General features: G+C 63.9%; 26 protein-coding genes. 8 read left to right on the plus strand and 18 right to left on the minus strand.

Annotation, left to right across the window (positions count from 1 at the left end; all coding sequences use genetic code 11):
- Positions 1 to 61 precede the first annotated feature (61 nt).
- Positions 62 to 247, minus strand: a complete 186-nt coding sequence (locus ACFWO3_RS10845; RefSeq protein ID WP_378577090.1) for a hypothetical protein — start codon at positions 245 to 247, stop codon at positions 62 to 64.
- Between the two features lie 83 nt (positions 248 to 330).
- On the opposite strand from ACFWO3_RS10845, the gene ACFWO3_RS10850 reads away from it, so the two are divergent.
- From ACFWO3_RS10850 to ACFWO3_RS10860, 3 genes are read left to right on the plus strand one after another with little or no spacing between them, the layout of a single operon-like run.
- Entirely contained in the window at positions 331 to 831 is a 501-nt protein-coding gene (locus ACFWO3_RS10850) for a PH domain-containing protein (protein ID WP_378577093.1), read from the plus strand.
- Positions 828 to 2,366, plus strand: a complete 1,539-nt coding sequence (locus tag ACFWO3_RS10855; RefSeq protein ID WP_378577095.1) for a PH domain-containing protein — start codon at positions 828 to 830, stop codon at positions 2,364 to 2,366. Before ACFWO3_RS10850 ends, ACFWO3_RS10855 begins: the two co-directional genes overlap by 4 nt.
- Before the next feature lie 11 nt (positions 2,367 to 2,377).
- Complete coding sequence (locus ACFWO3_RS10860; RefSeq protein WP_378577353.1) at positions 2,378 to 3,058, plus strand: uracil-DNA glycosylase; 681 nt, start codon at positions 2,378 to 2,380, stop codon at positions 3,056 to 3,058.
- On the opposite strand, the gene ACFWO3_RS10865 is transcribed toward ACFWO3_RS10860, so the two are convergent.
- From ACFWO3_RS10865 to typA, 7 genes are all read right to left on the minus strand, one after another.
- Complete coding sequence (locus ACFWO3_RS10865) at positions 3,047 to 3,919, minus strand: uroporphyrinogen-III synthase (protein ID WP_378577098.1); 873 nt, start codon at positions 3,917 to 3,919, stop codon at positions 3,047 to 3,049. The genes ACFWO3_RS10860 and ACFWO3_RS10865 overlap by 12 nt on opposite strands.
- 25 nt (positions 3,920 to 3,944) lie before the next feature.
- Positions 3,945 to 5,462 carry a catalase gene (locus tag ACFWO3_RS10870; RefSeq protein ID WP_378577101.1) on the minus strand — a complete coding sequence of 506 codons (1,518 nt, stop codon included), beginning with the start codon at positions 5,460 to 5,462 and terminating at the stop codon, positions 3,945 to 3,947.
- Between the two features lie 100 nt (positions 5,463 to 5,562).
- Positions 5,563 to 5,991: a hypothetical protein gene (locus ACFWO3_RS10875; RefSeq protein WP_378577103.1), complete on the minus strand. Its 429-nt coding sequence runs from the start codon at positions 5,989 to 5,991 to the stop codon at positions 5,563 to 5,565.
- Between the two features lie 15 nt (positions 5,992 to 6,006).
- The gene (locus tag ACFWO3_RS10880) at positions 6,007 to 6,195 is read right to left on the minus strand and encodes a hypothetical protein (RefSeq protein ID WP_378577369.1); all 189 of its coding nucleotides are present in this window, start codon (positions 6,193 to 6,195) and stop codon (positions 6,007 to 6,009) included.
- 76 nt (positions 6,196 to 6,271) lie between these two features.
- A complete protein-coding gene (gene mshB / locus ACFWO3_RS10885) occupies positions 6,272 to 7,153 on the minus strand; it encodes an N-acetyl-1-D-myo-inositol-2-amino-2-deoxy-alpha-D-glucopyranoside deacetylase (RefSeq protein ID WP_378577106.1) in 882 nt (293 codons plus the stop codon).
- Positions 7,150 to 8,883: an ABC transporter family substrate-binding protein gene (locus tag ACFWO3_RS10890; RefSeq protein WP_378577355.1), complete on the minus strand. Its 1,734-nt coding sequence runs from the start codon at positions 8,881 to 8,883 to the stop codon at positions 7,150 to 7,152. The genes mshB and ACFWO3_RS10890 overlap by 4 nt, the downstream gene beginning before the upstream one ends.
- 128 nt (positions 8,884 to 9,011) lie before the next feature.
- Complete coding sequence (typA, locus tag ACFWO3_RS10895) at positions 9,012 to 10,919, minus strand: translational GTPase TypA (protein ID WP_378577109.1); 1,908 nt, start codon at positions 10,917 to 10,919, stop codon at positions 9,012 to 9,014.
- 285 nt (positions 10,920 to 11,204) lie between these two features.
- Here typA and ACFWO3_RS10900 point away from each other — a divergent pair, with 285 nt between their 5' ends.
- The gene (locus ACFWO3_RS10900) at positions 11,205 to 11,408 is read left to right on the plus strand and encodes a hypothetical protein (RefSeq protein WP_378577371.1); all 204 of its coding nucleotides are present in this window, start codon (positions 11,205 to 11,207) and stop codon (positions 11,406 to 11,408) included.
- Here ACFWO3_RS10900 and ACFWO3_RS10905 read toward each other — a convergent pair.
- Positions 11,374 to 11,802, minus strand: a complete 429-nt coding sequence (locus ACFWO3_RS10905) for a (deoxy)nucleoside triphosphate pyrophosphohydrolase (RefSeq protein ID WP_378577112.1) — start codon at positions 11,800 to 11,802, stop codon at positions 11,374 to 11,376. The two genes, ACFWO3_RS10900 and ACFWO3_RS10905, sit on opposite strands and share 35 nt — an antisense overlap.
- A 16-nt stretch (positions 11,803 to 11,818) precedes the next feature.
- Between ACFWO3_RS10905 and ACFWO3_RS10910 the strand changes: the two genes are divergently transcribed.
- Positions 11,819 to 12,103 carry a 4a-hydroxytetrahydrobiopterin dehydratase gene (locus ACFWO3_RS10910; RefSeq protein WP_378577114.1) on the plus strand — a complete coding sequence of 95 codons (285 nt, stop codon included), beginning with the start codon at positions 11,819 to 11,821 and terminating at the stop codon, positions 12,101 to 12,103.
- On the opposite strand, the gene ACFWO3_RS10915 is transcribed toward ACFWO3_RS10910, so the two are convergent.
- On the minus strand, positions 12,051 to 13,349 hold the full coding sequence (locus ACFWO3_RS10915) for a mannosyltransferase (protein WP_378577116.1): 1,299 nt from the start codon (positions 13,347 to 13,349) through the stop codon (positions 12,051 to 12,053). The genes ACFWO3_RS10910 and ACFWO3_RS10915 overlap by 53 nt on opposite strands.
- 343 nt (positions 13,350 to 13,692) lie before the next feature.
- Here ACFWO3_RS10915 and ACFWO3_RS10920 point away from each other — a divergent pair, with 343 nt between their 5' ends.
- The 3 genes from ACFWO3_RS10920 to ACFWO3_RS10930 all read left to right on the plus strand — a co-directional run bounded on the left by ACFWO3_RS10920 (position 13,693) and on the right by ACFWO3_RS10930 (position 15,987).
- Positions 13,693 to 14,436: a hypothetical protein gene (locus ACFWO3_RS10920; RefSeq protein ID WP_378577357.1), complete on the plus strand. Its 744-nt coding sequence runs from the start codon at positions 13,693 to 13,695 to the stop codon at positions 14,434 to 14,436.
- Positions 14,437 to 14,544: 108 nt separating this feature from the next.
- On the plus strand, positions 14,545 to 14,898 hold the full coding sequence (locus tag ACFWO3_RS10925; RefSeq protein ID WP_378577118.1) for a hypothetical protein: 354 nt from the start codon (positions 14,545 to 14,547) through the stop codon (positions 14,896 to 14,898).
- A gap of 165 nt (positions 14,899 to 15,063) precedes the next feature.
- Positions 15,064 to 15,987, plus strand: coding sequence for a DUF2971 domain-containing protein (locus ACFWO3_RS10930; RefSeq protein WP_378577120.1), 924 nt, complete (start codon positions 15,064 to 15,066; stop codon positions 15,985 to 15,987).
- Here ACFWO3_RS10930 and ACFWO3_RS10935 read toward each other — a convergent pair.
- From ACFWO3_RS10935 to ACFWO3_RS10970, 8 genes are all read right to left on the minus strand, one after another.
- Positions 15,984 to 17,327 carry a tyrosine-type recombinase/integrase gene (locus ACFWO3_RS10935; RefSeq protein WP_378577122.1) on the minus strand — a complete coding sequence of 448 codons (1,344 nt, stop codon included), beginning with the start codon at positions 17,325 to 17,327 and terminating at the stop codon, positions 15,984 to 15,986. The two genes, ACFWO3_RS10930 and ACFWO3_RS10935, sit on opposite strands and share 4 nt — an antisense overlap.
- Positions 17,327 to 17,851 (minus strand): recombinase family protein, encoded by a 525-nt coding sequence (locus tag ACFWO3_RS10940; protein ID WP_378577124.1) that lies wholly within the window; start codon positions 17,849 to 17,851, stop codon positions 17,327 to 17,329. The genes ACFWO3_RS10935 and ACFWO3_RS10940 overlap by 1 nt, the downstream gene beginning before the upstream one ends.
- A complete protein-coding gene (locus ACFWO3_RS10945) occupies positions 17,848 to 18,078 on the minus strand; it encodes a recombinase family protein (protein ID WP_378577126.1) in 231 nt (76 codons plus the stop codon). Before ACFWO3_RS10945 ends, ACFWO3_RS10940 begins: the two co-directional genes overlap by 4 nt.
- A gap of 1 nt (position 18,079) precedes the next feature.
- Complete coding sequence (locus tag ACFWO3_RS10950; RefSeq protein ID WP_378577128.1) at positions 18,080 to 18,781, minus strand: recombinase family protein; 702 nt, start codon at positions 18,779 to 18,781, stop codon at positions 18,080 to 18,082.
- Between the two features lie 268 nt (positions 18,782 to 19,049).
- Entirely contained in the window at positions 19,050 to 19,319 is a 270-nt protein-coding gene (locus tag ACFWO3_RS10955; protein ID WP_378577130.1) for a hypothetical protein, read from the minus strand.
- A gap of 372 nt (positions 19,320 to 19,691) precedes the next feature.
- Entirely contained in the window at positions 19,692 to 20,042 is a 351-nt protein-coding gene (locus ACFWO3_RS10960) for a hypothetical protein (RefSeq protein WP_378577132.1), read from the minus strand.
- Entirely contained in the window at positions 19,996 to 21,102 is a 1,107-nt protein-coding gene (locus ACFWO3_RS10965) for an AAA family ATPase (RefSeq protein WP_378577134.1), read from the minus strand. Before ACFWO3_RS10965 ends, ACFWO3_RS10960 begins: the two co-directional genes overlap by 47 nt.
- Positions 21,099 to 22,418: a hypothetical protein gene (locus tag ACFWO3_RS10970; RefSeq protein WP_378577136.1), complete on the minus strand. Its 1,320-nt coding sequence runs from the start codon at positions 22,416 to 22,418 to the stop codon at positions 21,099 to 21,101. Before ACFWO3_RS10970 ends, ACFWO3_RS10965 begins: the two co-directional genes overlap by 4 nt.
- Positions 22,419 to 22,635 lie beyond the last annotated feature (217 nt).

Consider the following 22,635-nt stretch of genomic DNA (forward strand, 5'->3'; position numbering starts at 1 on the left):
CCGCCTCCGGCCACCCCGGGTGTGTCCGACAGCGCCACGATGCTGGTCATCCGGATACCGATCAACTACGTGGGTAGTCCTCGTCGTCCGGCACGGCGATGTTCTGCTCGGCGGCGTCCGCCTCGTTCGCCTCGAGCGGAGTGCTCACTTCCGGCTGTGCGGCAGCGGGATCACTGACGTCGAGACTCTGTTCCAGCCTGTCGGCCTCGGGTACCTCCGAAGAGTTCGCGGCATCGAATTCGGTCATGTAGGTCCTCCTCCTTTCGACTCGGCGCCTCCCACGATATGTGTCTTCTCGACAGAACGGCGACCCTGGACCAAAGTGAAGCCATGACGAGACCACCGACGGTGACCATGTCCGACCCGAAGTGGCGCCCCAGCCCCAAGGCCAAGCAATTGTGGGCGATTCAGGCGATCACGATCTGGGTTCCCGTTCTGGTGGTCGCACTCGTGCTGGCAGCAATCGGATTCTGGCCGACCTGGGTGCATGTGGTCATCGTGGCGGCGGCACTCGTCGCCGGGCTCGCTCACATCGCGGTCGTTCCAGCCTGGCGCTACCGGGTACACAGGTGGGAGATCAGCGACACGGCCGTGTACACCCGCACCGGCTGGTTCGATCAGGAACGTCGCATTGCCCCCATCACGCGCGTCCAGACGGTCGACACCGAACGCGGTCCACTCGAGCGAATGCTCGGCCTCGCAACCGTCACGGTCACCACGGCGTCCTCGGCTGGTGCTGTCGAGATCGTCGGCCTCGATCTCGAGGTCGCGGATCGAACGGTCGCTCAGCTGACCGAGATCGCACAGCAGAACGCGAGCGACGCAACATGACCGAATTTCCCGGTACGGCTCCGATCGAGGACGACACCGACGAGGCTCTGGCCCGCGAGGAGGATCAGTCGTGGCTGCGCCTGGATCGCCGGATGCTGCTGGTCCATCCGGTGGACGAGACGATCAAGTTCCTTCCCGTTCTGCTGGTGTCCTTTCTGGTGGGAAGTCGAAGCGGTAATCACGTATGGGGCTTGGCGGTCGTGGCACTTTCGGTGGTGTTGGGCCTCGTACGATGGTTCACGACCACATATCGAATCGGCCCCGTTCACGTGCAGCTTCGCCGCGGCATCTTCCAGAAGCGAGTGTTGTCGATTCCGCGTTCGCGGATACGCTCCGTCGACGTCGAAGCGCGCCCACTACACCGCATGCTCGGGCTCTCCGTGGTGCGTATCGGCACCGGTCAACGGGCAGCAGGCAAAACGGATTCCAACCGATTCGAACTGAACGCGCTGTCTGCGGAGCTCGTCCCGGACCTTCGCGAAACACTTCTCACACATGCCGTACATCCGGACCCGGAGCCCGCCACCGAGACGTCCGATCCCCTGTCGTCCGCCACCGAGATCGGCCACTGGCGTCCGTCCTGGGTTCGCTACGCACCGTTTTCGATAACGGGCATCGCGACGATCGCAGCGCTGGTCGGCATCGTATTCCAGTACGGTGCGGCGAGCACGATCGACACGAACCGAATCTCCGACGGCGTGGAGTCCCTCGAACACGTCGGAATCGCCCTCGTGATCCTCGGGGGCCTGGTCGTTCTGCTCGCGGCGGCGAGCGCACTCGCGTGTGTGCGCTACCTGATCACGTTCGGCGCGATGACGCTCACCGACGACGGCCGCATTCTGCACGTGAGCCACGGGCTGATCTCGACGCGCCAGACGACGCTCGACCGCGCACGACTACGCGGCACGACGGTCAAGGAGCCGTTGCTGTTGCGCGCGGCAGGAGGCGCGACACTCGAAGCGATCATGACCGGAGTCAGTGCCGACAAAGGCGAATCGTCGCTTCTTCTGCCCCAGGCGCCGCGCGGTGAGTGCGAGCGCGTGATGGGCACTGTCATCGGCGACGAGCGACAGGCCGCCGTACCACTCGACACGCACGGCCCGACAGCGCTGCGCCGAAGGTTCAACCGGGCCCTGGCGCTTCCCATCCTGCTGGCAGTGGTTCTTCTCGTTCTGTCGTCACTCGGTCGCACCGTCGACTGGACTGCCTGGGCGGCAACCGCTCTTCTGCTGGTCGGCGCCGTTGCGCTCGCTTGGGATCGCTATCGCGGTTTGGGCCACGCCGTTATTCCCGGCTGGCTCGTCACTCGCAGCGGCTCACTCGACAGGGCCCGCCACAGCCTCGAGGCCGACGGAATCATCGGATGGACGGTTCACCAGACGTTCTTCCAGCGTCGTTCCGGAGTGGCCACGGTGGTCGCCGCAACGCCCGCCGGCACCGGCCGATACCTGGTCACCGACATTCCTGTCGAGGACGCTTGGGCTCTCGTCGAGGCGGTCACCCCGGGCGGAGGTGACGTGTGGGCACACCGATAGATCTGGCGACCATGGATGCGGATCTCGTCGAATGCCGCGCGTGCCCTCGCCTCGTCGCGTGGCGGGAGAAGGTGGCCATCGAGAAGCGTGCGTCGTTCGCGAACGACAGGTATTGGGGCAGGCCCGTTCCAGGATTCGGGCCTGCAGACGCATCACTGTTGATCGTCGGGCTCGCACCGGCGGCACACGGCGCGAACCGAACGGGCCGAATGTTCACCGGTGATCGAAGCGGTGACTTCCTCTATGCCGCACTGCATGCCGTCGGCCTGGCGAACCAACCGACCGCAACGCGGATCGACGACGGTCTGGAACTTCGCGGCACCCGCATCACTTCCCCTGTCCACTGCGCACCGCCGGCAAACAAGCCAACGACCGAGGAACGGGACAACTGTCGACACTGGCTCGACACCGAACTGGAACTCCTGAAGCCGACCTTGCGGTCGGTGATCGTGCTCGGCGGGTTCGGTTGGCAGGCACTGCTACCCGTACTCGCCGGTGCCGGATGGATGATCCCCAGACCCCGACCGAAGTTCGGGCACGGTGCACACGTTCGGCTGACCGGGACCACCACCATCGATCTGTACGGGTGTTTTCACGTGAGCCAGCAGAACACGTTCACCGGCCGTCTGACGCCACTCATGCTCGAATCGGTCCTGGCGTCCGCGGGGCGTACCGCCGGACTACTCCCCTGATTGCGTCATGTCCGCTGACTCCGTGCAGGAGCCACGCTGCGGCAGTTCTTCGATGATGTGCTTGGCGAGACTCCCCAGGCGAGGCCGGGCGGGCTGCATCGTCGACACGCCGAGAGCCTCGAGCGGCGAAGCGGTCACCGAGCCGACACACACCGCGGCAACCTGCTCCTGGAACGCGGCGACGAGGGCATCCACCGCGTCCACGTCACGTGCCGTACTGAGCAGCGAGGACACAGCAGGCGCGCTGGTGAACGTGACCGCATCCACGCCACCACCGACGATCGCCTCTACGAGATCTCGCATCGGCTGCTGATCGCTCGGACGGTCCCAGCGATACACAGAAACAGGGCTGACGACTGCACCAAGCCCGGACAGCTCGTCGGCCAGATCGACGATGGGCTCCCACTCGGTGATGGTGCCGTGCCTCTGCACCAGAATCCGCCGGCCCGCAACGCCCTCTTCTCTCAGGCGGTCCAAGACCCCTTCCGAGGACTCGGTGTCCGGCGACCAATCCTCATGAAGGCCGGCGCCACGGACTGCTCCCTTCGCCTTCGGGCCGCGAGTGATGATCCGTCCGGTGTCGAGAGCCGCCAACAACGACTCCGCCTTCCCCCACTCCCTGGCCGCATCGAGCCAGCCACGAAACCCGAGCGCCGTGGACACGATCGTCGTTTCCGGAGGCTCGGTGAGGACTGCTTCGGTGGTGTCCCGAAGCAGTGAGTCGTCCGCAAGCGGCAGCACGTGGATCGCCGGGGTGTGAACCACGGTCGCGCCGTGCCGCTCGATAAGCGTGATGAACTCCTCGGCGCGGCGCTCCGCCGTCACCGCAATCCGATAACCGGCAAGCTCGTCGTTCGACATACCTCCAGTGTGCTGTATCGAACCCTCAAGCCTTGTCCTGAGCACTGCGTCGCGCCGGATTCGACTGGCTGTCGGTCTTCGGATCCTTCTCTTTCTGTTTCGCGCGGACACCGTCCTGCACCCGCTTACCGAGATCGGCATCGACGTTGTGCCAGTACTCGAACGCCCGGGCGAGGACCGGTTCGGTGACGCCGTTCAGCAGGTGTCCGACGATGTTGTCGACCAGGCGGGCACGCCCGTCGTCATCGAGAACCTCCCGCACAAGGGTTCCGGCCTGACCCCAGTCGTCGTCCTCGGCATGGAGGGTGTTGGCTGCGCGCACCATGTCGCCGTTCGGGTGCCACGTCGCGGTGGCGCCCACCTGGGACGGATCGGCGTGCGGACCGCCCTTGGAGTTCGGCACGTACACCGGATCGCCCGGATTCTTGTGACGCAGGTTCCCGTCCTTGGAATACGACTGGACCGGCACGTGCGGAGCGTTCACGGGCAGTTCCTTGTAGTTCGCCCCGATGCGGTAGCGATGCGCGTCGGGATAGGAGAACAAGCGCCCCACCAACATCTTGTCGGGGCTGGTACCGATCCCTGGAACGAGATTGCTCGGCTCGAACGCCGCCTGCTCGATCTCGCAGTGGTAGTCGGTGGGATTTCGGTCGAGAGTCATCCTGCCGACCTCGATCAAGGGATAGTCACGGTGCGGCCACACCTTCGTGAGATCGAAGGGATTGAAGCGATAGTCGTCGGCATCGGCGAACGGCATGATCTGCATCTTCAACGTCCAACTCGGATACTTCCCGGCCTCGATGTGTTCCCATAGGTCACGGGTGTGATAGTCGGTATCCATGGAGGCCATCTGGTCCGCCTCGTGCTGAGTGAAGAACTCGATTCCTTGGTCGGTGATGAAGTGGTACTTCACCCAGAACTTCTCACCGCCCGCGTTCACCCACATGTACGTGTGGCTCGAATACCCGTTCATGTGTCGCCAGGTCCGAGGAATACCTCGATCGCCCATCAGCCACGTCACCTGGTGCGCCGATTCCGGAGACAGCGTCCAGAAATCCCACTGCATGTCGTGGTCGCGAAGATTGTTGTCGGCGCGTCGCTTCTGTGAACGGATGAAATCCTGAAACTTCATCGGGTCTCGCATGAAGAAGACCGGCGTGTTGTTGCCGACCATGTCGTAATTTCCCTGGTCGGTATAGAACTTGATCGCGAACCCGCGCGGGTCACGCCAGGTGTCCGGGCTACCGCGCTCGCCCGCAACCGTGCTGAACCGAATCAACATCTCGGTCTTCTTTCCGGGCTGAAACAGGTCCGCTTTCGTGTACGCACTGACGTCGTTCGTCACTTCGAATCGCCCGAAAGCTCCGCCCCCTTTGGCGTGCGGCTGACGTTCGGCGACTCGTTCTCGGTTGAACTGGGCCATCTTCTCGATCAGATAATGGTCCTGCAGAAGAATCGGCCCGTCGGGCCCCACCGTCAGCGAATGTTCGTCGCTGACGACCGGAATACCCGCATCGTCCGTCGTGAAATTCTGCTCTGCCATGACAGCTCCTCGGTCGGATGCAGTTGCCTCCCCGCGTATCAGTAAGCCTCCTCGTACCCGAATTTCGGCGCAGCGAAACAGGACGATCGGATCGACGAAGCTACTGGCGCGCCGCACTCGAGTCGGCCGCGCTCGGCGCGAAGGCATTGGCCACGGTCACCTTCCACAAGAACACCGCAGAAGGCACCAAGGCACCGATCAGAAGCAGCAGGGTCCACGGTGACTGCATCAGCAACACGTCACCGCCCGGCCCACCGAACATGCACACCAGAAATCCGAACAACCAGGCCGCGAGCGGCAACATGCCGGTACCGGTCCGACCTGTCACCGATCGCGCGGTCCGGGCCAGCACGAGATTCCCCACGGCAGCGATGAGGATGGTGACCGGAAGCGCCGTACCACCGATGTACAGCGGGAGAAACAGAACCGACAGAACCGCGCACAGAAACCCGTCGAAGACCAGCACACCCAGGACGACACGGTCGAGTGTCGTCGGCTGGGTGTGCTGAGTGCCTGTCGTTGCGGTCATGCCCTCAATTCTGAATCAGGAGACCGGTGGGTATCCCATCAGGGTCAGGAGATGACTCTGCATATCCGCGAATCCGTAGAGAGCGTTGTAGTACAGCTCGTGCTGCTGAGGCCACGTCGGCCGAAACAAGTCGACGAACGCGACGATGGCGTTCTGAACGTCCCAGTTGTACATCTCGATCCCTTCGGAATATGTGATACACATCCCACCATAGTCATTGTGGTGATCCACAACACACACCGACCCGGGCGTATGTGCGCCGAAGCGAGAATTCGATCCTTCAGGAGAACGAAATGCCGGCGAAGAGGTCCTCTTCGCGGCCTGATGGACCGGGGCGTCCCGCTTCACCGCGCACCAGTACGAAGTGCTCGACGTCGAGCACAGGTTGGGCGATGTTGTTGGACAGCGCGTACTCCCGACCATCGGGACACACCGTCACCTGGGTGGCGTGGCAACGAAGAGCTGCCCGCTTGGCCTCGATCACATCGCCGACGTTCACTTGGGTCGTGACCACCGAATCCGGCATACTCGGCAACTCTCCGGGCTCCGGCATTCGCCAACCGTCTGGTATCGAGCCGATTCGTTGCACACCAGCTTCCAGCGACGAAGCCTCCGTAACCGTCCAGTACAGCTTCGGCACCTCCCAAACGGGACCTGCCTGCGGGTACGCACCGGTGCCGGCCGCCTCCACCGCCCCAGTCACCATCTCGTGCGCCTGAATATGGTCGGGGTGGCCGTAGCCACCAACTTCGTCGTACGTCACCACGACATGAGGACGCAATCGCCGTATCGCCTCGACGAACGCAGGGACGGTGGACTCTCGCTCCGCATTGACGAAGGCCCGAGGATTGCGCGCCGACGGCGTGCCCACCATGCCGGAGTCACGGAAATGCCCGGCCCCCAACAGGAATCGTGGCCGATCGACTCCGAGAGCATGCAATGCGGAAGTGAGTTCCAGGATCCGGTAGCCACCGAGCTGGTCGGCCTGATCGGAGACGAGGTGCGCCCACTCGTCGCCGATCACCTCGCCCTCCTCACCGAGTGTGCACGTCAATACCGTGACCGAATCACCTTGCGCCGCATAGTGCGCGATGGTTCCGCCGGTGGTGATCGTCTCGTCGTCGGGGTGCGCGTGGACGAGGAGTATCCGCCGTTCTGTCATCGCCCGAGCCGTGACCAGCCCGCGGCGTCGGCGAACACGCCGACCGGCAGCGGCCCACCCAGAGATACGCCCTCGACACCCGGGCCAGCCGCAATCATGGTGCGGTCCTGCATGATCGGGAGAACTGCGGCGAGATCCCACAGGCGACGATCGACGTCGACCAGAGTCTCGTCCACCTCTCCGGCCCCACGCAGGGCGGCGTCGATCTCCGGTTGCAGGGCAGGGTCACAGACACCCGAGTGGTTGGTCGGCGCCTCCGCACGCGCCTCGGCGTCGGGTGCTCCCGGAGGTAGTTCGACGCTCGGATCGGGCGGACAGCCGTACCGTGACACGACCGCAGTCGCGGGGTCGGAACCTGCGCGCGTCCAACCGACCACGGCGCCCACCTCACCGGAAATCAAGGCTTCGCCGTAGATTTCGTCCGCCGCCACTACCTCGACCGCCGCATCCACTCCAGCTCCCCGTAGTTGGTCGGCCGCCGTATTGGCAACGGCTGCCGCAGTGGGATCGTTCTCGGGAACGCCGATCGTCAGGGCCAGCACTTCCCCGTCTCGCGTCAGCAGTTCCTCGTTCTCGAGGTCCGGAACGAACCCGGCCCGCCCGAGACGGTCCAGCGCCAGATCACGAACCGGGCGAGCCGGAGCCGTGGCCACATACTGCGGATCGGACGGCGGCAGGACGAGCGAACCGGCAACTGCCACCGCAGAATCGTTTCCCGCCCCGACCGTTGCCAACAACACCGGGTCGAGCAGATCGAGGAGTCCCCGGCGTACTTCGACGTCCGCCAGTGCCGGCACACGTGAGTTCAAAGTCAGATCCAGCGAGCGCGGCTGGAAGATGCTGCCGGTCCGAAGGCCGGGAATGGCCTCCAGTTGAGCCATGGCCGCGGAACCACCGTGCATCTCGGCGATCTGGGTGTCGCCGGTCCGCATCGAGTCCGCGAGCTGCGACGAAGATCCACCGCGGCGCATCAGGATCTGATCCGGCGTGGCCGGGTTACCCCAGAATCGATCGTTGCGCTCGAGCAGAATCTCGTCCCGGCCACGATCGATCGACTTGATGTGGAACTGCCCACCGGAAACCGGCAGGTTCTCGGCGAGACCCGTGGTGAAACCACCCGGCGAGTCCTTGATCAGATGCGCGGGCAACAGGTCGGTGAACAGTTCACGCCAGGCCGGGTACTGGTCACGCAGCGTGACCGTCACGGTCTTTCCTCCGCCGGAAGACGTCACGTCCTCGATCAGCTGATAACCCGCCGGGTCGACCACTCCCGGTTCGGAGATCATCTGCTGCCACAGATACCGGAAGTCCTCGGCCGCAATCGGAGCCCCGTCCGACCATTGAGCCTCGTTCCGAAGCTGATAGGTGATGACAGGGGGATCCTGCGACGTCATGTCCGCCGAGACGATCAACGCCGGGTCCGGCACCCAATCGGTATGCCCCGGGCGATCCGCATTGGGAACGGGGCGAAACGGGCTCGGGAGCACGAGAGAACTCACCGCCGCGTTGGCCGGCGACTGATCGGTGCGCAGATGCGGATTGAAGCCGGCCCCGATCTCGTCGATCGCGACGACCACGGGCAGCTTCACTGCCGGTGAGACAGGCGTCGTGGAAGTGGTGGTCTCCGTGCTCTCCACCGGCGGTGGCGGGTCCGCCGTGCACGCTGCCAGCAGCACCGTGGCCGAGATCGCCGTCAGCGACATCGCGCTCGCGCGCGCTCTACGAAACATGCTCACCGTGACATCACAACCGACATCCCAACCACTGCACCGTCCTCACTTGCGAAAACGAATGTACCTTCCGGCCGATTGGATCGACCGGAAGGTACATCCGCTGGTGATACGTTCGCGCCGGGTTGCTAGAGCGCCGCCTTGTCACGCGCCTTGGAGCGCGAACGCTCGCGCGCGCGATCCGTTGCGGAGAGGTGCACCTTGCGCACGCGAACGGCCTCCGGTGTGACCTCGACACATTCGTCGGCCGCACAGAACTCCATCGCGCCTTCGAGATCGAGCTTCTTCGGCTTGGCGAGCGTCTCCATCACGTCGGCCGAGGACTGACGCATGTTGGTCAGCTTCTTCTCGCGAGTGACGTTGATGTCGAGATCCTCGGCGCGCGGGTTGATACCGACGACCATGCCCTCGTAGGTGTCGGCACCGGGCTCGACGAAGAAGATGCCGCGATCAGCGAGCTGAATCATGGCGAACGGCGTGACCGTTCCGGTGCGGTCCGACACGAGCGAACCGGTGTGACGCGCCCGGATCTCGCCCGCCCACGGGCCGTAACCGTCGAACACCGCATTGGCGATACCGGTGCCACGGGTCTCGGTGAGGAAGTCGGTCCGGAAACCGATGAGTCCACGCGAGGGAACGATGAATTCCATGCGAACCCAGCCGGCGCCGTGGTTCGCCATCTGGACCATCTTGCCCTTGCGGTTGGCGAGCAGTTGGGTGATGGCACCGAGGTACTCCTCGGGGCTGTCGATGGTGAGCTCCTCGAAGGGCTCGTGAATCTTGCCGTCGACCTGCTTGGTGACCACCTGAGGCTTACCGACGGTCAGCTCGAAACCTTCACGACGCATCTGCTCGACGAGGATTGCCAGAGCGAGCTCACCACGACCCTGAACCTCCCAGGCGTCGGGACGACCGATGTCCATGACCTTCAACGACACGTTGCCGATGAGCTCCGAGTCGAGGCGCGCCTTCACCATGCGGGCGGTGAGCTTGTGCCCCTGCACCCGGCCGACGAGCGGCGAGGTGTTGGTGCCGATCGTGACCGAGATGGCCGGCTGGTCGACGGTGATACGCGGGAGCGGAACGGGGTTCTCGAGGTCGGCGAGAGTGTCGCCGATCATGATGTCCGGGAATCCGGCGACGGCGACGATATCTCCCGCAACACCCTTCTCACCGGGCATGCGCTCGACTCCGACGGTGGTGAGGAGCTCGGTGATCTTGGCCTTCTGGACGACGGGTTCGCCGTCGACTTCGCGGCACCACGACACGGTCTGGCCCTTGTGCAGCTCGCCGTTGTGGATACGAACCAGGGCGAGACGTCCGAGGAAGGCCGAGGCGTCGAGGTTGGTGACGTGCGCCTGGAGCGGTGCGTCCGCGTTGCCCTTGGGCGCGGGGACGTGCTTCAGCAGAACGTCGAACAGCGCCTCGAGGTTCTCTGCGTCCGGAGCCTGACCGTTCTCGGGCTGCACCGTGGACGCCTTGCCCTCACGCCCGGAGGCGTACAGGACGGGGAGGTCGAGGGCGAGTTCGGCGGCCTCGGCAGCCTCGTCGGACAGGTCCGAAGCCAGGTCGAGCAACAGGTCCTGCGACTCGGTGACGACCTCTTCGATACGGGCGTCGGGACGGTCGGTCTTGTTCACGACCAGGATGACGGGCAGCGAGGCAGCGAGCGCCTTGCGCAGCACGAATCGCGTCTGCGGCAGCGGTCCCTCCGACGCGTCGACGAGCAGAACGACACCGTCGACCATGGACAGACCGCGCTCCACCTCACCACCGAAGTCGGCGTGACCCGGGGTGTCGATCACGTTGATGACGGTGACCGAGCCGTCCTCGTGGTGCTTGTGCACCGCGGTGTTCTTCGCGAGGATCGTGATGCCCTTCTCGCGCTCGAGGTCGCCCGAGTCCATGACGCGATCGACCAGCTCGGCGCGTTCCTCGAATGCCCCGGACTGGCGGAGCATTGCATCGACGAGGGTGGTCTTGCCATGGTCGACGTGTGCGACGATGGCCACGTTACGGAAGCTGGTGATGGTCACGCGATGGCTCTCCTGGCTGAATCGAATTTCGGCCACGCGAAAGGTCCATCGCACGGCTCCGGTCGGCCGCTATGTGGATTCTTATCCCGAAATACCCTCCGAAAGAGGTGCGGATCGCCCGTTACGGGCATCGCGGCCACGTAGATACTACCCGCTATGGACGTCATTCCGCGCATCGCGGACCATCACTCACCAGCGGCAAGTGACGTGAAACACCATCGCGCATGCAGGGTAGGCTGACCTGGGTGTCACCCCGGGATCATCCCGGACCGGTGCGAGAACAGTGTGGAACAGAAAGGCCGAGCCGAGGCGATGGGCAAGGTCAAAGCAAGCAAAGTGGCAGGTCTCAAGCCCAAGAAGAAGTGCTGCCGCAAGAAGACACGGTGCCTGAAGTGCCCGGTAGTCGTCATGCGGATGAAGAAGCTCGAAGCCCAGGGTGCGTCCAAGAAAGAACTCAAGCACGGCCTGAAGAAGGCTCGCGCAGCATAGCCACGAGATCCGGCAGCCAGGCCCTGTCGGCCTCGACCAGATCTGCCCTCGCCAGTTCGGGTGCGGTGACCCATCGCAATGCCGAGTGCTCGACCGGACTCGGAGTGCCGGCCACGACGTTCACCAGGTAGGCCCGAAGAACCAATCCGTTGGCAAGCGGGACTTCCGCCCCGATTCGCTTCGCGCCGGACACCTCGATGTCGAGTTCTTCGCGAACTTCCCGCGCCAGAGCCTGCGCGGGCGTCTCCCCCGGTTCGACCTTGCCACCAGGCAATTCCCACTGCCCGGCCAGCTCCGGCGGGTGGGCACGTTGCGCAAGCAGAATGCGACCGTCTGCGACGATTGCCGCAGCGACGACTTCGCGAGCATTCGGTCTTGCACGTTCGGTCCGCACTGACCCATCATGAGGTATGGCCGAGTTGTTGTCGGACGGACTCATCGATACCGCCCTCGCCGAACTGCCCGAGTGGCATCGTTCGGGCGATTCGATCGTCCGAACCGTCGAGTCATCGACCTTTCCGGACGCGATCTCTCTGGTCGTGAAGGTCGCGGAACTCGCCGAGGCAGCGGGTCACCATCCCGACATGGACATCCGCTGGCGCAAGGTCACCTACACGCTGAGTACCCACTCGTCGGGCGGGATCACGCAGCTGGATCTGGATCTTGCTGCTCGGATCGACGAGGCGATTCCGTAGGACTCCCAGCACTGACGCGCTCCGCCTGCGTGCCGCGCCCGCGGACGGCCACCCAGGCGAACACGGCGAAAGCGCCGATCACGTCGACTGTCCCCGCCCACGACAGAATTGCGGGGCGTGAGATCAGCCAGATCGAGTCCTGGAAGAAGCTGAGGACCCACGGCACACCGACGAGGGTCGTCACGATCCAATAGCCTGCGATCATCCGGGTACCACGAAGCTCCCGCAGCGGACCGTGCAGAAGCCAGATCAGCATCGGTACGACCCACACCCAGTGATGCGACCAGGAGATCGGAGACAACAGCAGGCCGAGCAATTGAACGAGGACCAAGGTGCCGAGGCGATCCCCGCGATTCAAGGTCCGCCACGCCAGCACCGCCAGAACGGTCGCGATCGCCACGCCGAGCAGCCAGATGACCCCGCTTCCGACGTCGTAGCCGACGATGCGGCTGAGGGCACCCCGCAACGACTGATTCCAGACCGATCCGACCGGGCCGATCCGGTCGGCATCGCCGAGGAGGGTTGTGAAGTACTCCTTCGCCTCCGAGCCGATGAGCAGGAAGCTCAGTCCCACGGTCCCGGCGAACGCAACGGCAGAGAAGGCCGCGGCCTTCCACCGCCGCTGCGCGAGAAAGTAGAGCCCGGTAATCGCGGGGGTCAGCTTGATGCCTGCCGCGAAACCCACGAGCCCGCCGGACAACCACCAGCGCGAACTGGTCACCGCAGCCATGGTCACGAGAGCGAGGAAGACATTGACCTGCCCGTAGTCCAGAGTTGTTCGGACGGGTTCCGACCACACGCCGACGGTGGTCCACAGCAGCGCGACCGGTCGCCAATCAGAACGGCGCGCCACATCGCCGAAGAGCAGGGTCAGGCTCATCCGCACCAGTGCGTACAACGCGAGGATCGTCAGGAGTTGCCAGGCCACGCCCATGATCGGAAACGGAATGTAGTGCAGCGGGAAGAAGACCAGTGCTGCGAACGGAGGGTAGGTGAACGGTAGTGGGAAATCCGGTGTCACCACGGAGTAGGTGAAGTCGTACAGGTCCCCGCCGAGCAGGGCTGCCGATCCGTCGACGTATACGTGCAGGTCCACGAAGTTCATGCCGTTGGGACTGAACAGCGTCCACGCGAGTCGCAGCGCAACAGAAACGGCGAGGAGGATCGCGGCGTGCCGTATCAGCCACCGAAGCAGCGACGAAGCGGGCGCCGGCGGCTGCACAGACGTTTCTGACAGGTCGGACACGTGCGACGTTCTCCCCTGGGGTGTGATGACGGTTTTTCGATCGGCCCCAGCGTATCCAGACCGTGACCGGACACTCTGACAGGTGCGGCGATGTCCGTAACAGTTACATCACCATTCACACTATTCACAACCGTCACAGGTTATCGTCACCGGAAGATCACGACCGGGGTCTGTATGCCATACACTCCCACCGGAAGTCGCAGCCGGACATTTCCGAACGAGTACGGCTGTACAACCCGGGGGCGCTGTACATAGAGTGACCCCCCGAACCGTCAGACGTGGATCAATCGTGTTTCCGCGCTGCTATGACAAGGATGGGGAGACCGTGCTTCGAACCCGAGGTATGCGTAGGGCATTCGGCGCCCTCGCAATCGCTTCTGCTGCCGCACTGGCCGTGCCCGCTCATGCCGTCGCGCAGCCGACGCCGCCGCCTGTTCCCGAGGGCGTCCCGGTCGACCTGTTGGCGTCGTTCGCTCCGGCGATCATCGGAGCCGCTGTCGGCCCCGCGGACATCGCGAGCGACCCGCAGGCAGACCTTCTCGCTCAGGCTCGAATCCTCCTCGAGTCCCCCGGCCTTCCGCCGGAACTCAAGTCCACCCTCGAGCGGGTAATCACCTTCCTCGACGGCAGCGGTGGCGGCGGTCCGGAGATCCCCAAGGACAACGCACCGGTCATCGCGCAGTTCCTGTACCCGACCATCGGTAAGAACTGCATCGGCGACGGCGCCGACTCGGTCGGCACCGCTCTGGCTGTTCCGGGCCCGTCCGAACTCCCCCCGCCCGGCCCCAAGCCCGGTGAGGCAGGGTTCGTGTTCACGGCTCTCGGCACCTCCCCGGTAGCGGCCGAGCAGCAGACCCCGATGACGGTCACCTGGCTCAACATCGACAACGGTCAGCGCGCGACCCAGGACCTCACGGGCGAGGCGAAGATCAACCCGGACGGTCCCGCGACACTGTCGACCATCGCCAAGACCGGCCCCGGCCGTGTCGTTGCGGTCGTGTCCGGCGGAATCACCACTCAGGCCGAAGGCTCTGCACCGATCAGCTGCGGATTCCTTCCGACCGTGGGAATGTTCCACGTCGCCTGACGACGTACGCACGAGTAGGGTCCACCGAACGTTCGGTGGGCCCTACTCGTGTTCCGGGCGTATTCAACGTTTGGGTTTGCGCGCCGGCCACGAGTGGTAGACCGAGGAATGCGCAGAAAGTCGAACTCGCTCCCCCGCCGCACAGACCGCAACCGACACTCGCACAGGTCGATTCTGTCGATCCGATCCGAGGGGTCGATTCTGTCGATCGGCTCCGCGTATTCGATTCTCTCGATCGGTAGCGTCGGCTCGATCTTGTCGGTCGGGTCGGTGGGTTCGACCGCTTCGGCTCTCAGTACCGCTTCGGTCGGAAGTCTCGGCTCGGCGTTGTCGGGCCTGTCGCGGTGGTCCCTACTGTCGTGGCGCGGCGTCCACCAGGGCCCCGACGAGGATCGCCCCAATCTCGTGGTGATAGCCGACGAGCACGACCTCCCGGACCTGACGTCGCACAGCCAGTCCTGAACTGGAGGTCGAGGTCTACGACCCGTTGACGATGAACTGTTGCACAGCACCCCATAACCCGATCTACCTGCGGATACACCTTGCGGTGAGGTAGCCATAGCCCCGCTGTAGCCCTGAAGGGCACACTCGCCGGGGCATGTCCGACCTGCGTGAGACGATGGGACCATGCGGAAGGCGTACATGGTCCCGGACGACGGCGAAGTCCACCACTACACAGACACGACTGGACTCATCGGCATCATTCAAGGGAGAAAACTATGGGCGACGAATATTCAATTTCTGAACGACTCTCTTGAGTACGATTACGGCCTTCAGCGGGTTACCGGCGCGCTCCGTAACTCCCTTGCCAGATTGAAGACTGTCGATTCGCTAGAAGAATCATCTGCCGCTGAGCTCGAAAAATCTCTGGAAATTGCAATCGATCTACTCGGAGGCAAGGGCAACCCCAAGGATAGCCAGTTCGTTTGTTGTCTATCCAACTATGGCGACGATCTCGGCCAATGGCGCGGCTATGCCCAAGAGGGGTACTGCATCACGTTCGACAGGGATGAACTAACGAAGAGTATCGCAGCATCTCAGGACGACGAGCGGTCCGTAAGGCATGGGAACGTCACCTATGGTCCCGGGTACGACTGGGGGATGGAGCAGGTCACAGACGCGGTGCTGTCCCGTATGTATGAGATCATTTCTGAATCTGACGTCGACCTAGAGAAATATGGGTTCTTCGAGAGTGACCCCATTTTCGGGGAAATAATTCGGGCGAGGAATCGACCGATACTTGCCTCAATCACATGCATGACTGCCGTTCAAAGTTCAATACCATTTCAAAAAGAAGAGGGATTCGCTGACGAGCAAGAGATGCGGTTGTGTGTGTCTCATCCAGACGAAGTCAAGTTCCGCCCATCAAATATTGGCCCAATCCCCTATGCCGAACTGGATTTCAATCCAGCATCCGTTAAGGCAATAACCATCGGCCCGGGTTTGAACATCGAGCTACGGCAATCCACGCTAAATTACTTACTGGCACACGAGTTCGGTAAGGATCACACGATTGAGGTCAAGAAGACTGCGCTGTCCTTCAGAGGCTAGCCCCTAAGGGCGCGCACGTTGCTCGGCGTGGGAGTGGCCGGGGCGCTGAAGGCCGCGCCCATCGCATCGGTGACGGCGTCGCTGGCGTCCTCGTAGAGATGTCCGTACGTGCTCATGGTGATGTTGAACGACGAATGACCCAGGTGCGCCTGAATTGCCTTGGCGGGCACGTTGGCGGCGATCAGCAACGCCGCGCACGTATGCCGCAAGTCGTGGAAGCGCAGTCCGCTGTTGAGGCCCGCCTCGGCTACGGCGGGCTTCCAGTACCTCAGGTAGAAGTCGGTGCCCCAACGCATCGGCTCGGTGCCGTACGGCTCCTCCGTGCTCGTCGGGCGGTACGCACGCGGCCACACGTACATCTCCGGGGCGAACGTTCCCCGCTCGGCGCGTTGTTCGGCAAGGTCGGCCAGGGCGTCGCGCATCGGCGGGGTAAGCGGCACCGTACGAGTCTTGCCGTTCTTCGGTGGGACCACCGTCCACTCGTTCATCCGCACGGCGGAGATGGACTCGGCAACGATGACCCGCCCACGCAGTAGGTCCACGTTCTCCCATCGCAGGCCGCAGATTTCACCCGCGCGCATCCCGGTCTGCGCGGCAAACCGCACCAACAGCCCCAGCGCCGCCGCGTGCTGCGCGTAGGTGGGCGTGTTTGGGTCGGGTGCCTTGCGTGGCTGACCGGCCTGCCCGCGCGGTTGACGTGTGTCGCCCTGTATGCGGGCGGCCACTACTTGCTCAACCGCTGCACTGAGTGCCGAAACCTCCGCCGCCGTGAGGAATTGGGCCTCCTTACGGTGATCCTTGGGCATGTCGTCGCGGGTGAGGCCGCGTGCCGGATTGCCCCTGATGTACCGGGCGCGCACCGCTGCGTCCAACACCTGTGTTGCTACCCGTACCGCGTTGCGGACCGTCCCCGGCGACAGCGGACGCACTGCGGGGGCGATATCGGTCGCGGGTTGCGTGGCAGCAGTGATCAGTCCGCCCGTGCGAGAGAGCGCAGTGATCCACGCGACCAGGTCCATCGTCGTAATCCCGCCGACCGGCCGATCCGCGAAGGTGGGATAGATCCGTAGCTCCAGCATCTCTCGGTAGTTGTTTTCGGTCTTCGGGCGGAGGTTGCGACTACTGAGCCACAGCTCAGCCACCGACCGGAACGTCCGCCGAGAATCGTTGGGGTCGATGTAGTCCCCGCGATCTCGGTCCGCCTTGATTCCGTCCAGAAACTTCTTGGCTTCGGTGCGCGTGCCGAACGTCTTGGACTTGCGGTCCCCGTTGTTGTCGTACCAACGGGCCTGGAATCGGCCGCTGGTCTGCTCGCGGATGCTGTAGCGGTTGGCTCCCATTAGCCTGCCTCTTCCTCGTCGTTGTATTCGTAGGGGTTGTTGGTGGCGTTCTCCCACGCCGCCCGGATTTCGCGCTCGGCGCGGGCGGCTTGCTGAGCGCGGGCCTCCGGCGACAACGAGCGGACGCGCTGTATGGACTGCGCCAGCCGCTCGGCGATTGCGGCTTCTTCCTCGGCTTCGCGTTGTTGGCGCTCGGCGGCTTTCGCCTTCCGCTGTGCGGCCTTGGCTGCTGCTCGCTCAGCTTGGCGTCGCTCGCGCTCGGCGGCTCTGAGCTGGCGTTCCTCTTCCGCCCGCGCTGCCTTGGTGTCGGTGTCGACTGTCCGCATGTAGCGATGAGGGGTGTACCCGCGAGACCGGAGAAGGTTCGCCACCGCTTGCCGACGCCACGCCGCGCGTCCATTGGGTGTTGTGACTCCTTCTACGCCAAGGATTTCCGCAATGTCAGATGGCGACAGACCCTCGTCGTGCAGCTCGGCAATCCGCGCAACCACTTCTGGTGCTGTCTTCCTTGTGGTTGTCGTCATCGGTACCGCTCCGCTTCCGCGAACCGCGCGAACAGCTCGTCGGCGGCTGCCTCCCGCCGCGCCTGTTGGGCGATGATCTGAGAGACGGTGGACTGGCTCCACGGACGCAGCCCGTGAGCTGTGGGGACTTGCTCGTTGGTGAGCTTGCGAGCAATCGCCGTGGGATTGAGACCTTCCGCGTGCAACGCGAGAATCTGCTGGATCGCCTGACGAGAAGTGAGGCGCATGTCAGACCCCTGCCTTGGCGATCGCGGTGGCCGCTGTATGTGCACCGCGTGCGAGCTTGCTCTCGGTGGTGTCGTAGATGCGCCGCACCGTGGACGACTGCCACTTCCGCAAGCCAGTAGGCGACAGCACTTCGTCGGCCATCAGGTCGTCGGCAATGGCTTGGTAGCTGCGTCCGCTCTGGCGTTCCGCGACGATGCGCTCAATCAGCCACGGCTCGGCGAGAGTCTTCCGGCCGATGGGTTCATTGCGGCGTCGCTTCGCTGCCAGGGCATCGCGGGTGCGCTCACCGATGAGCTCGCGCTCGAACTCAGCAATCGCCATCATCACGTTGGCGACCAGCCGCCCGCTGGCTGTGGTCATGTCCACCTGCGGATCAAGTATGACCAGGTCCCAGCCTTGCGAGAGACTGGTCTGAATGATCTCGCTCGCGTGGATCACACTGCGCACCAAGCGATCCAACTTGGCTACCACCAGGCCGTCCGCCTGCCCACTTGCCAAGTGCCCCAACGCATTACGTAGACCCTCGTTGACATACTTGCCACTCGCCCCCTCGTCGCGATAGATGCGCAGCTCCCAGCCGCGATGCTCCGCCTCCGCTCGCAGCTTGACTTCTTGCGCCTCCAGGCCATTGCGAGACTCGGCTTGCTCTGCTGTGGATACACGCACGTACCCGATCATCACCTTGCGTTGAATCTTGCTCATTGCTGCTGTCTCCCTTGCCTGTTGAGGCTCTACCGTCCGGTTTGGCCTTACGCCCTACGCGCCCCAAGGTAACCACCCCTGACCCGCTTCACAACTCAATACCGTTGCGAGACAGCGCGATTCAAAGACGCGCTGTACGTCCCCAGAATCGTTGACACGTTTTGTCCCACACCCATACGCCTATTGCCTGAGTTGACGCGCCCACGCGATGCTCAGGCACCAAAGATCACGCACCAGGGGCGCTAGCAACCACGCGCCAGGGCCGCCCCTACTTACTGCGGTTGCGCGTCCGGGGGTCGTGCTTACGTGCGGGGCGCAGTGCCCGCGCGCCAGCACCGCGCCGGAGCGACGCCAGGGCGTCTTCCATCGTCATGAGCCCGCCGTGGGGCAGAGACCGCCGAGGCGCGGGCGACGGGTCCGTCGAGGGGTCGGGAGGATCGGCCGGCTCTCCCGCGCCTGGAATCGGCCGCTCGCGTTCGTCGTGTCGTTCGATCCACTTCAGTTCGGCTCGAATGTGTTCCGGCGTGTTGTCGTTCATCGTGGTTCCTTTCACGTAGGGACGTGGCGCAGTGGGCGGGGAAGGCGGAAATTTCTCGGCCCAGTTCTCGGAAAAACCAGACGAAAAGCCAAAAAGCGTACGTTCGTACCGTTTCTCCATATTTGCTGACTGAGGGCTGCGAAACGGGGGCACCGACGGGCTACCGCGCTACGTATTGACCCGTCGCCACCCACCGACCCTGACCAGGCCAAAACTGCGTCACACCGCCCAACCCCGCCACTGCCCCGCCACCAGGCCGCAACGTCCAGGCCCGCCCCTACGGGGGCGGGGCCTTGGCCTGGTTGCGTGGCCTGGTCGCTGTCCACCGGGCCAGCCTGGTGGACGGCCCGGTGCTTGGCCTGGTCGGCCTGGTCAACTTTCCACACCCGTGACGTCCGAGTCTTCAGCCTCGACAGGTGACCCCTCGGCAATAATCTTGAGCTTTCCTACCTTGTCTGCCGTCGACGGAGCGTATTGGTCCCACGCGGGGTCGTCGCACTGGCGGTACGGCTTGACACTCGTGTGCTCGTGCGCGTTCCGTGCTCCCTCCACAAATGTGGCGAACCCCTCCGCGACAAGAAGCTCAACGGCCTTGCGCCAGATACTTCGCCTCTCCGGCTTCTCAGCTGCTTTGCGTTCCGCGCACATCGCGGCAACCGTTTTCGTGGTGGACCGTTCACTCACGTCGGCGGTCTCTTCCCAGTACCGGCTGACCTGCTCCATGAACCACGTCGGGCGGAACTCGGCCGTCGTTCGCTTCCCTGCTACTCGACCACCTGTCGAGGTATCCACCTGATGCGGATCGGCAATTCTCGGGGGCTTCCAGCCGCCATTCGGTGCGGTCGAGATTGGTGGAGTCGAGATGTAGGTGCGCCACCAACTGCGTACGGTCGGCGCGACGCCACGCACCACCCAAGTTACGCACGTGGCCGGGGCGGTCCTTTGCCACTCGAACACTGGCGACGCCCGCCATTCCCACTGCGAAAACCGTCTCAACATCAACAACGAACGCGGCCCCATCCAGTGCGGCCATTTTGTGCTGCCCGCCGATAGCGAATCGACCTCGGCTGTCTGCGTCCTTCGTTACGTGGTCCACACACACCACGGCTGCACCGGTACGACGAGCCACCGCACGCGGAACCTCCCGCTGGAAGGCCGCGATATCGTCGTTGTCTTTCACCGAGAATCCGAACAGGCCCATCGCATCCGTGACACCGTCGATAACCGCCAGCGTGAAGTCCCGTCCAATCAACTGGGCAAAGGCCGCTGCCTCCACTGGGATCTTGAGGGAGTTCTCCGGCCGCACGTAGACGAATCTCCCAGGATCGACAACCACATGCTTCGGCACACCGAGTAGCAGCAGCCGCCCTGCAACGCTGGCGGCGTCGTCTTCAAAGTCGGCGTAGAGCACCGACCCACCACGCTCGAGAGTCTGCGCTACGGCGCACTGAACCAGCCATGACTTCCCCGATTCGCTCTCACCGTGAACGGAATGCACCTTGCCTGCATAGAACAGGTGCGCGCCGTCTTCACGCGAGAACACCGTCGGCATAGGGGGACCGTCGCCATCCAACGCCGCGCTCACGTCCACAGCCGTCCACGACGGCGCGTCCACAGTGTCGGTTCCCGCCCGGTCAGCATCGGTCTTGACCCGGAGAAAGGCGAGCTCGTCGGCGGTCATCTCCTTGAACACCTGCCGATGACCGCCCTTGAAGGGTGTGGACTCCACCACGTAGGGAATCGGTTCGAGCACGGACGATTTGGCAGACGGGTTGACGCTCATTTGGTGGCCTTCTTCTGGGTGGAGTTGCGCAGCGAGCGAGCGGCGGTAATCGGAACCACGACGTTGCCGTGGCGGTCCCGTTGCGGTAGCGGGTCGTTGGCTCTCTCTCTTACCGACGCCACAGCACCGGTCAGGGCGCGGTCAAAGTCGCGGGTAGCAGCGTCCAGCGTCCGGCGTTCCCCGTCGAGGCGGCCCGCCCGACGCAGTTCCATCGTCGCCAGGTACGCCCGACGAACGAACTCCAGCGCCCAGTACACGCCGGAATGTCCTTCGGTCGACAACCGCACCGCCGACCACACCCGCCCGCGCATCAGGTTGTGCGCAGACGATTCGTTCTCGGTGCCATACGAGAACTCACGAATCAGCCCGTCATAGTCGAGGTGGCGGAACATTGCACGGCTCATCGTCGCGGCACCTTCGTTTGCGCCGGGCTGGTTCTCGACCCATTTCCACGCTTCGGTGCGAGACGTCGGTACGGGGGCGACCACCGTTTTCAGGTTCGGGGGCGTGTGCACCTTGCGGGCCTTGGCTACCCGCCGCACACACCCCCGGCTGAGTCCGAGCGCCTCGGACTGGATTGCGCCACGCGGACCACCGGCACCCTCCGAGCCTGTCAACGCCGTACGCACGCGCACAGGGCGCGCCGGTTCCTTGTGGTTGACCCCGCCCGGTGCCCGCATCTTGCGGTTCAAGTGGAACACCGAATCCGCTTTAGCACCGGGCCTCACCTCGTTCACGGCCAAGCGCACCAACCCACCCCACAAATGAAGATCCCGCGTCCACTCGGTGGCCTCGGCGGTATCGTCACGGCTCGCGGAACGGATTCGAGCCGAAGCGCTCTTCGTCGACTTCACCCTCCAGTACGGTTGCAGGCCGTGGCCGCTCTCCACCACGGCAGCGGGCGGTACGCCCAGCCACCCGGTGAGCACGCTGACCACCGCGTAGCACTCGTCCAACGAGGCCAGGCACCCGTCCTTCACGTCGAGGTCACACGTCCAGACGCGGACGCGGACCACGTCGGCGTCGCAACCGACACCACGGCGGACCGACGCGGACACCGGATTCACCCCGAACCACACGTTCACGTCGGGTGGAGGGGTCCAATCGTCGTCGCGGAAGTCTGCAACACGATGAATCGCCGTAATCGTCCGCCCGCGTTCGTCTTCGGGGCGGGTCCCCAGCAGCGGGACACGGTCGTTCGGACGGTATCCCAGCGCGCACAGAAACTCAGCGAACGTCGGATCGCGTTCGGGTGGAACGGATTCCACATCCAGTACGGACGTACGGTTTTCTGGTTTGCTGGTATGCTTGGTCATGCTGGGCTTACCTTTCGGGGTTTGTTCGACACGTTGAGCCTCTTCTTTCGGGTCGGGGTTTGGCACGTCAGGCCTCTTCCGGTGGAATCGGGGTTTGGCACCTGGAGCCCTTCTGTTCGGTTCGGGTTTCGCAATGTTGGGCCTTTCTTCTTCGGTGAGGTCCAGCGGCTCTCTCCTCTCTCCGTCTCTGGGTTTGCGTGGGTGCGTTGGTGGTAAT

Origin of the sequence: Rhodococcus sp. NPDC058521, assembly GCF_042719695.1 — a bacterium.
Lineage (GTDB): Bacteria > Actinomycetota > Actinomycetes > Mycobacteriales > Mycobacteriaceae > Rhodococcus_F.

What these genes read in the sequence shown, in the direction of transcription:
- ACFWO3_RS10845 (WP_378577090.1), bottom strand. Translation starts at nt 247, where the DNA reads ATGACCGAATTCGATGCCGCGAACTCTTCGGAGGTACCCGAGGCCGAC.
- ACFWO3_RS10850 (WP_378577093.1), top strand. Translation starts at nt 331, where the DNA reads ATGACGAGACCACCGACGGTGACCATGTCCGACCCGAAGTGGCGCCCC.
- ACFWO3_RS10855 (WP_378577095.1), top strand. Translation starts at nt 828, where the DNA reads ATGACCGAATTTCCCGGTACGGCTCCGATCGAGGACGACACCGACGAG.
- ACFWO3_RS10860 (WP_378577353.1), top strand. Translation starts at nt 2,378, where the DNA reads ATGGATGCGGATCTCGTCGAATGCCGCGCGTGCCCTCGCCTCGTCGCG.
- ACFWO3_RS10865 (WP_378577098.1), bottom strand. Translation starts at nt 3,919, where the DNA reads ATGTCGAACGACGAGCTTGCCGGTTATCGGATTGCGGTGACGGCGGAG.
- ACFWO3_RS10870 (WP_378577101.1), bottom strand. Translation starts at nt 5,462, where the DNA reads ATGGCAGAGCAGAATTTCACGACGGACGATGCGGGTATTCCGGTCGTC.
- ACFWO3_RS10875 (WP_378577103.1), bottom strand. Translation starts at nt 5,991, where the DNA reads ATGACCGCAACGACAGGCACTCAGCACACCCAGCCGACGACACTCGAC.
- ACFWO3_RS10880 (WP_378577369.1), bottom strand. Translation starts at nt 6,195, where the DNA reads ATGTGTATCACATATTCCGAAGGGATCGAGATGTACAACTGGGACGTT.
- mshB (WP_378577106.1), bottom strand. Translation starts at nt 7,153, where the DNA reads ATGACAGAACGGCGGATACTCCTCGTCCACGCGCACCCCGACGACGAG.
- ACFWO3_RS10890 (WP_378577355.1), bottom strand. Translation starts at nt 8,883, where the DNA reads ATGTTTCGTAGAGCGCGCGCGAGCGCGATGTCGCTGACGGCGATCTCG.
- ACFWO3_RS10910 (WP_378577114.1), top strand. Translation starts at nt 11,819, where the DNA reads ATGGCCGAGTTGTTGTCGGACGGACTCATCGATACCGCCCTCGCCGAA.
- ACFWO3_RS10920 (WP_378577357.1), top strand. Translation starts at nt 13,693, where the DNA reads ATGCGTAGGGCATTCGGCGCCCTCGCAATCGCTTCTGCTGCCGCACTG.
- ACFWO3_RS10925 (WP_378577118.1), top strand. Translation starts at nt 14,545, where the DNA reads ATGCGCAGAAAGTCGAACTCGCTCCCCCGCCGCACAGACCGCAACCGA.
- ACFWO3_RS10930 (WP_378577120.1), top strand. Translation starts at nt 15,064, where the DNA reads ATGCGGAAGGCGTACATGGTCCCGGACGACGGCGAAGTCCACCACTAC.
- ACFWO3_RS10935 (WP_378577122.1), bottom strand. Translation starts at nt 17,327, where the DNA reads ATGGGAGCCAACCGCTACAGCATCCGCGAGCAGACCAGCGGCCGATTC.
- ACFWO3_RS10940 (WP_378577124.1), bottom strand. Translation starts at nt 17,851, where the DNA reads ATGACGACAACCACAAGGAAGACAGCACCAGAAGTGGTTGCGCGGATT.
- ACFWO3_RS10945 (WP_378577126.1), bottom strand. Translation starts at nt 18,078, where the DNA reads ATGCGCCTCACTTCTCGTCAGGCGATCCAGCAGATTCTCGCGTTGCAC.
- ACFWO3_RS10950 (WP_378577128.1), bottom strand. Translation starts at nt 18,781, where the DNA reads ATGAGCAAGATTCAACGCAAGGTGATGATCGGGTACGTGCGTGTATCC.
- ACFWO3_RS10955 (WP_378577130.1), bottom strand. Translation starts at nt 19,319, where the DNA reads ATGAACGACAACACGCCGGAACACATTCGAGCCGAACTGAAGTGGATC.
- ACFWO3_RS10960 (WP_378577132.1), bottom strand. Translation starts at nt 20,042, where the DNA reads ATGGAGCAGGTCAGCCGGTACTGGGAAGAGACCGCCGACGTGAGTGAA.
- ACFWO3_RS10965 (WP_378577134.1), bottom strand. Translation starts at nt 21,102, where the DNA reads ATGAGCGTCAACCCGTCTGCCAAATCGTCCGTGCTCGAACCGATTCCC.
- ACFWO3_RS10970 (WP_378577136.1), bottom strand. Translation starts at nt 22,418, where the DNA reads ATGACCAAGCATACCAGCAAACCAGAAAACCGTACGTCCGTACTGGAT.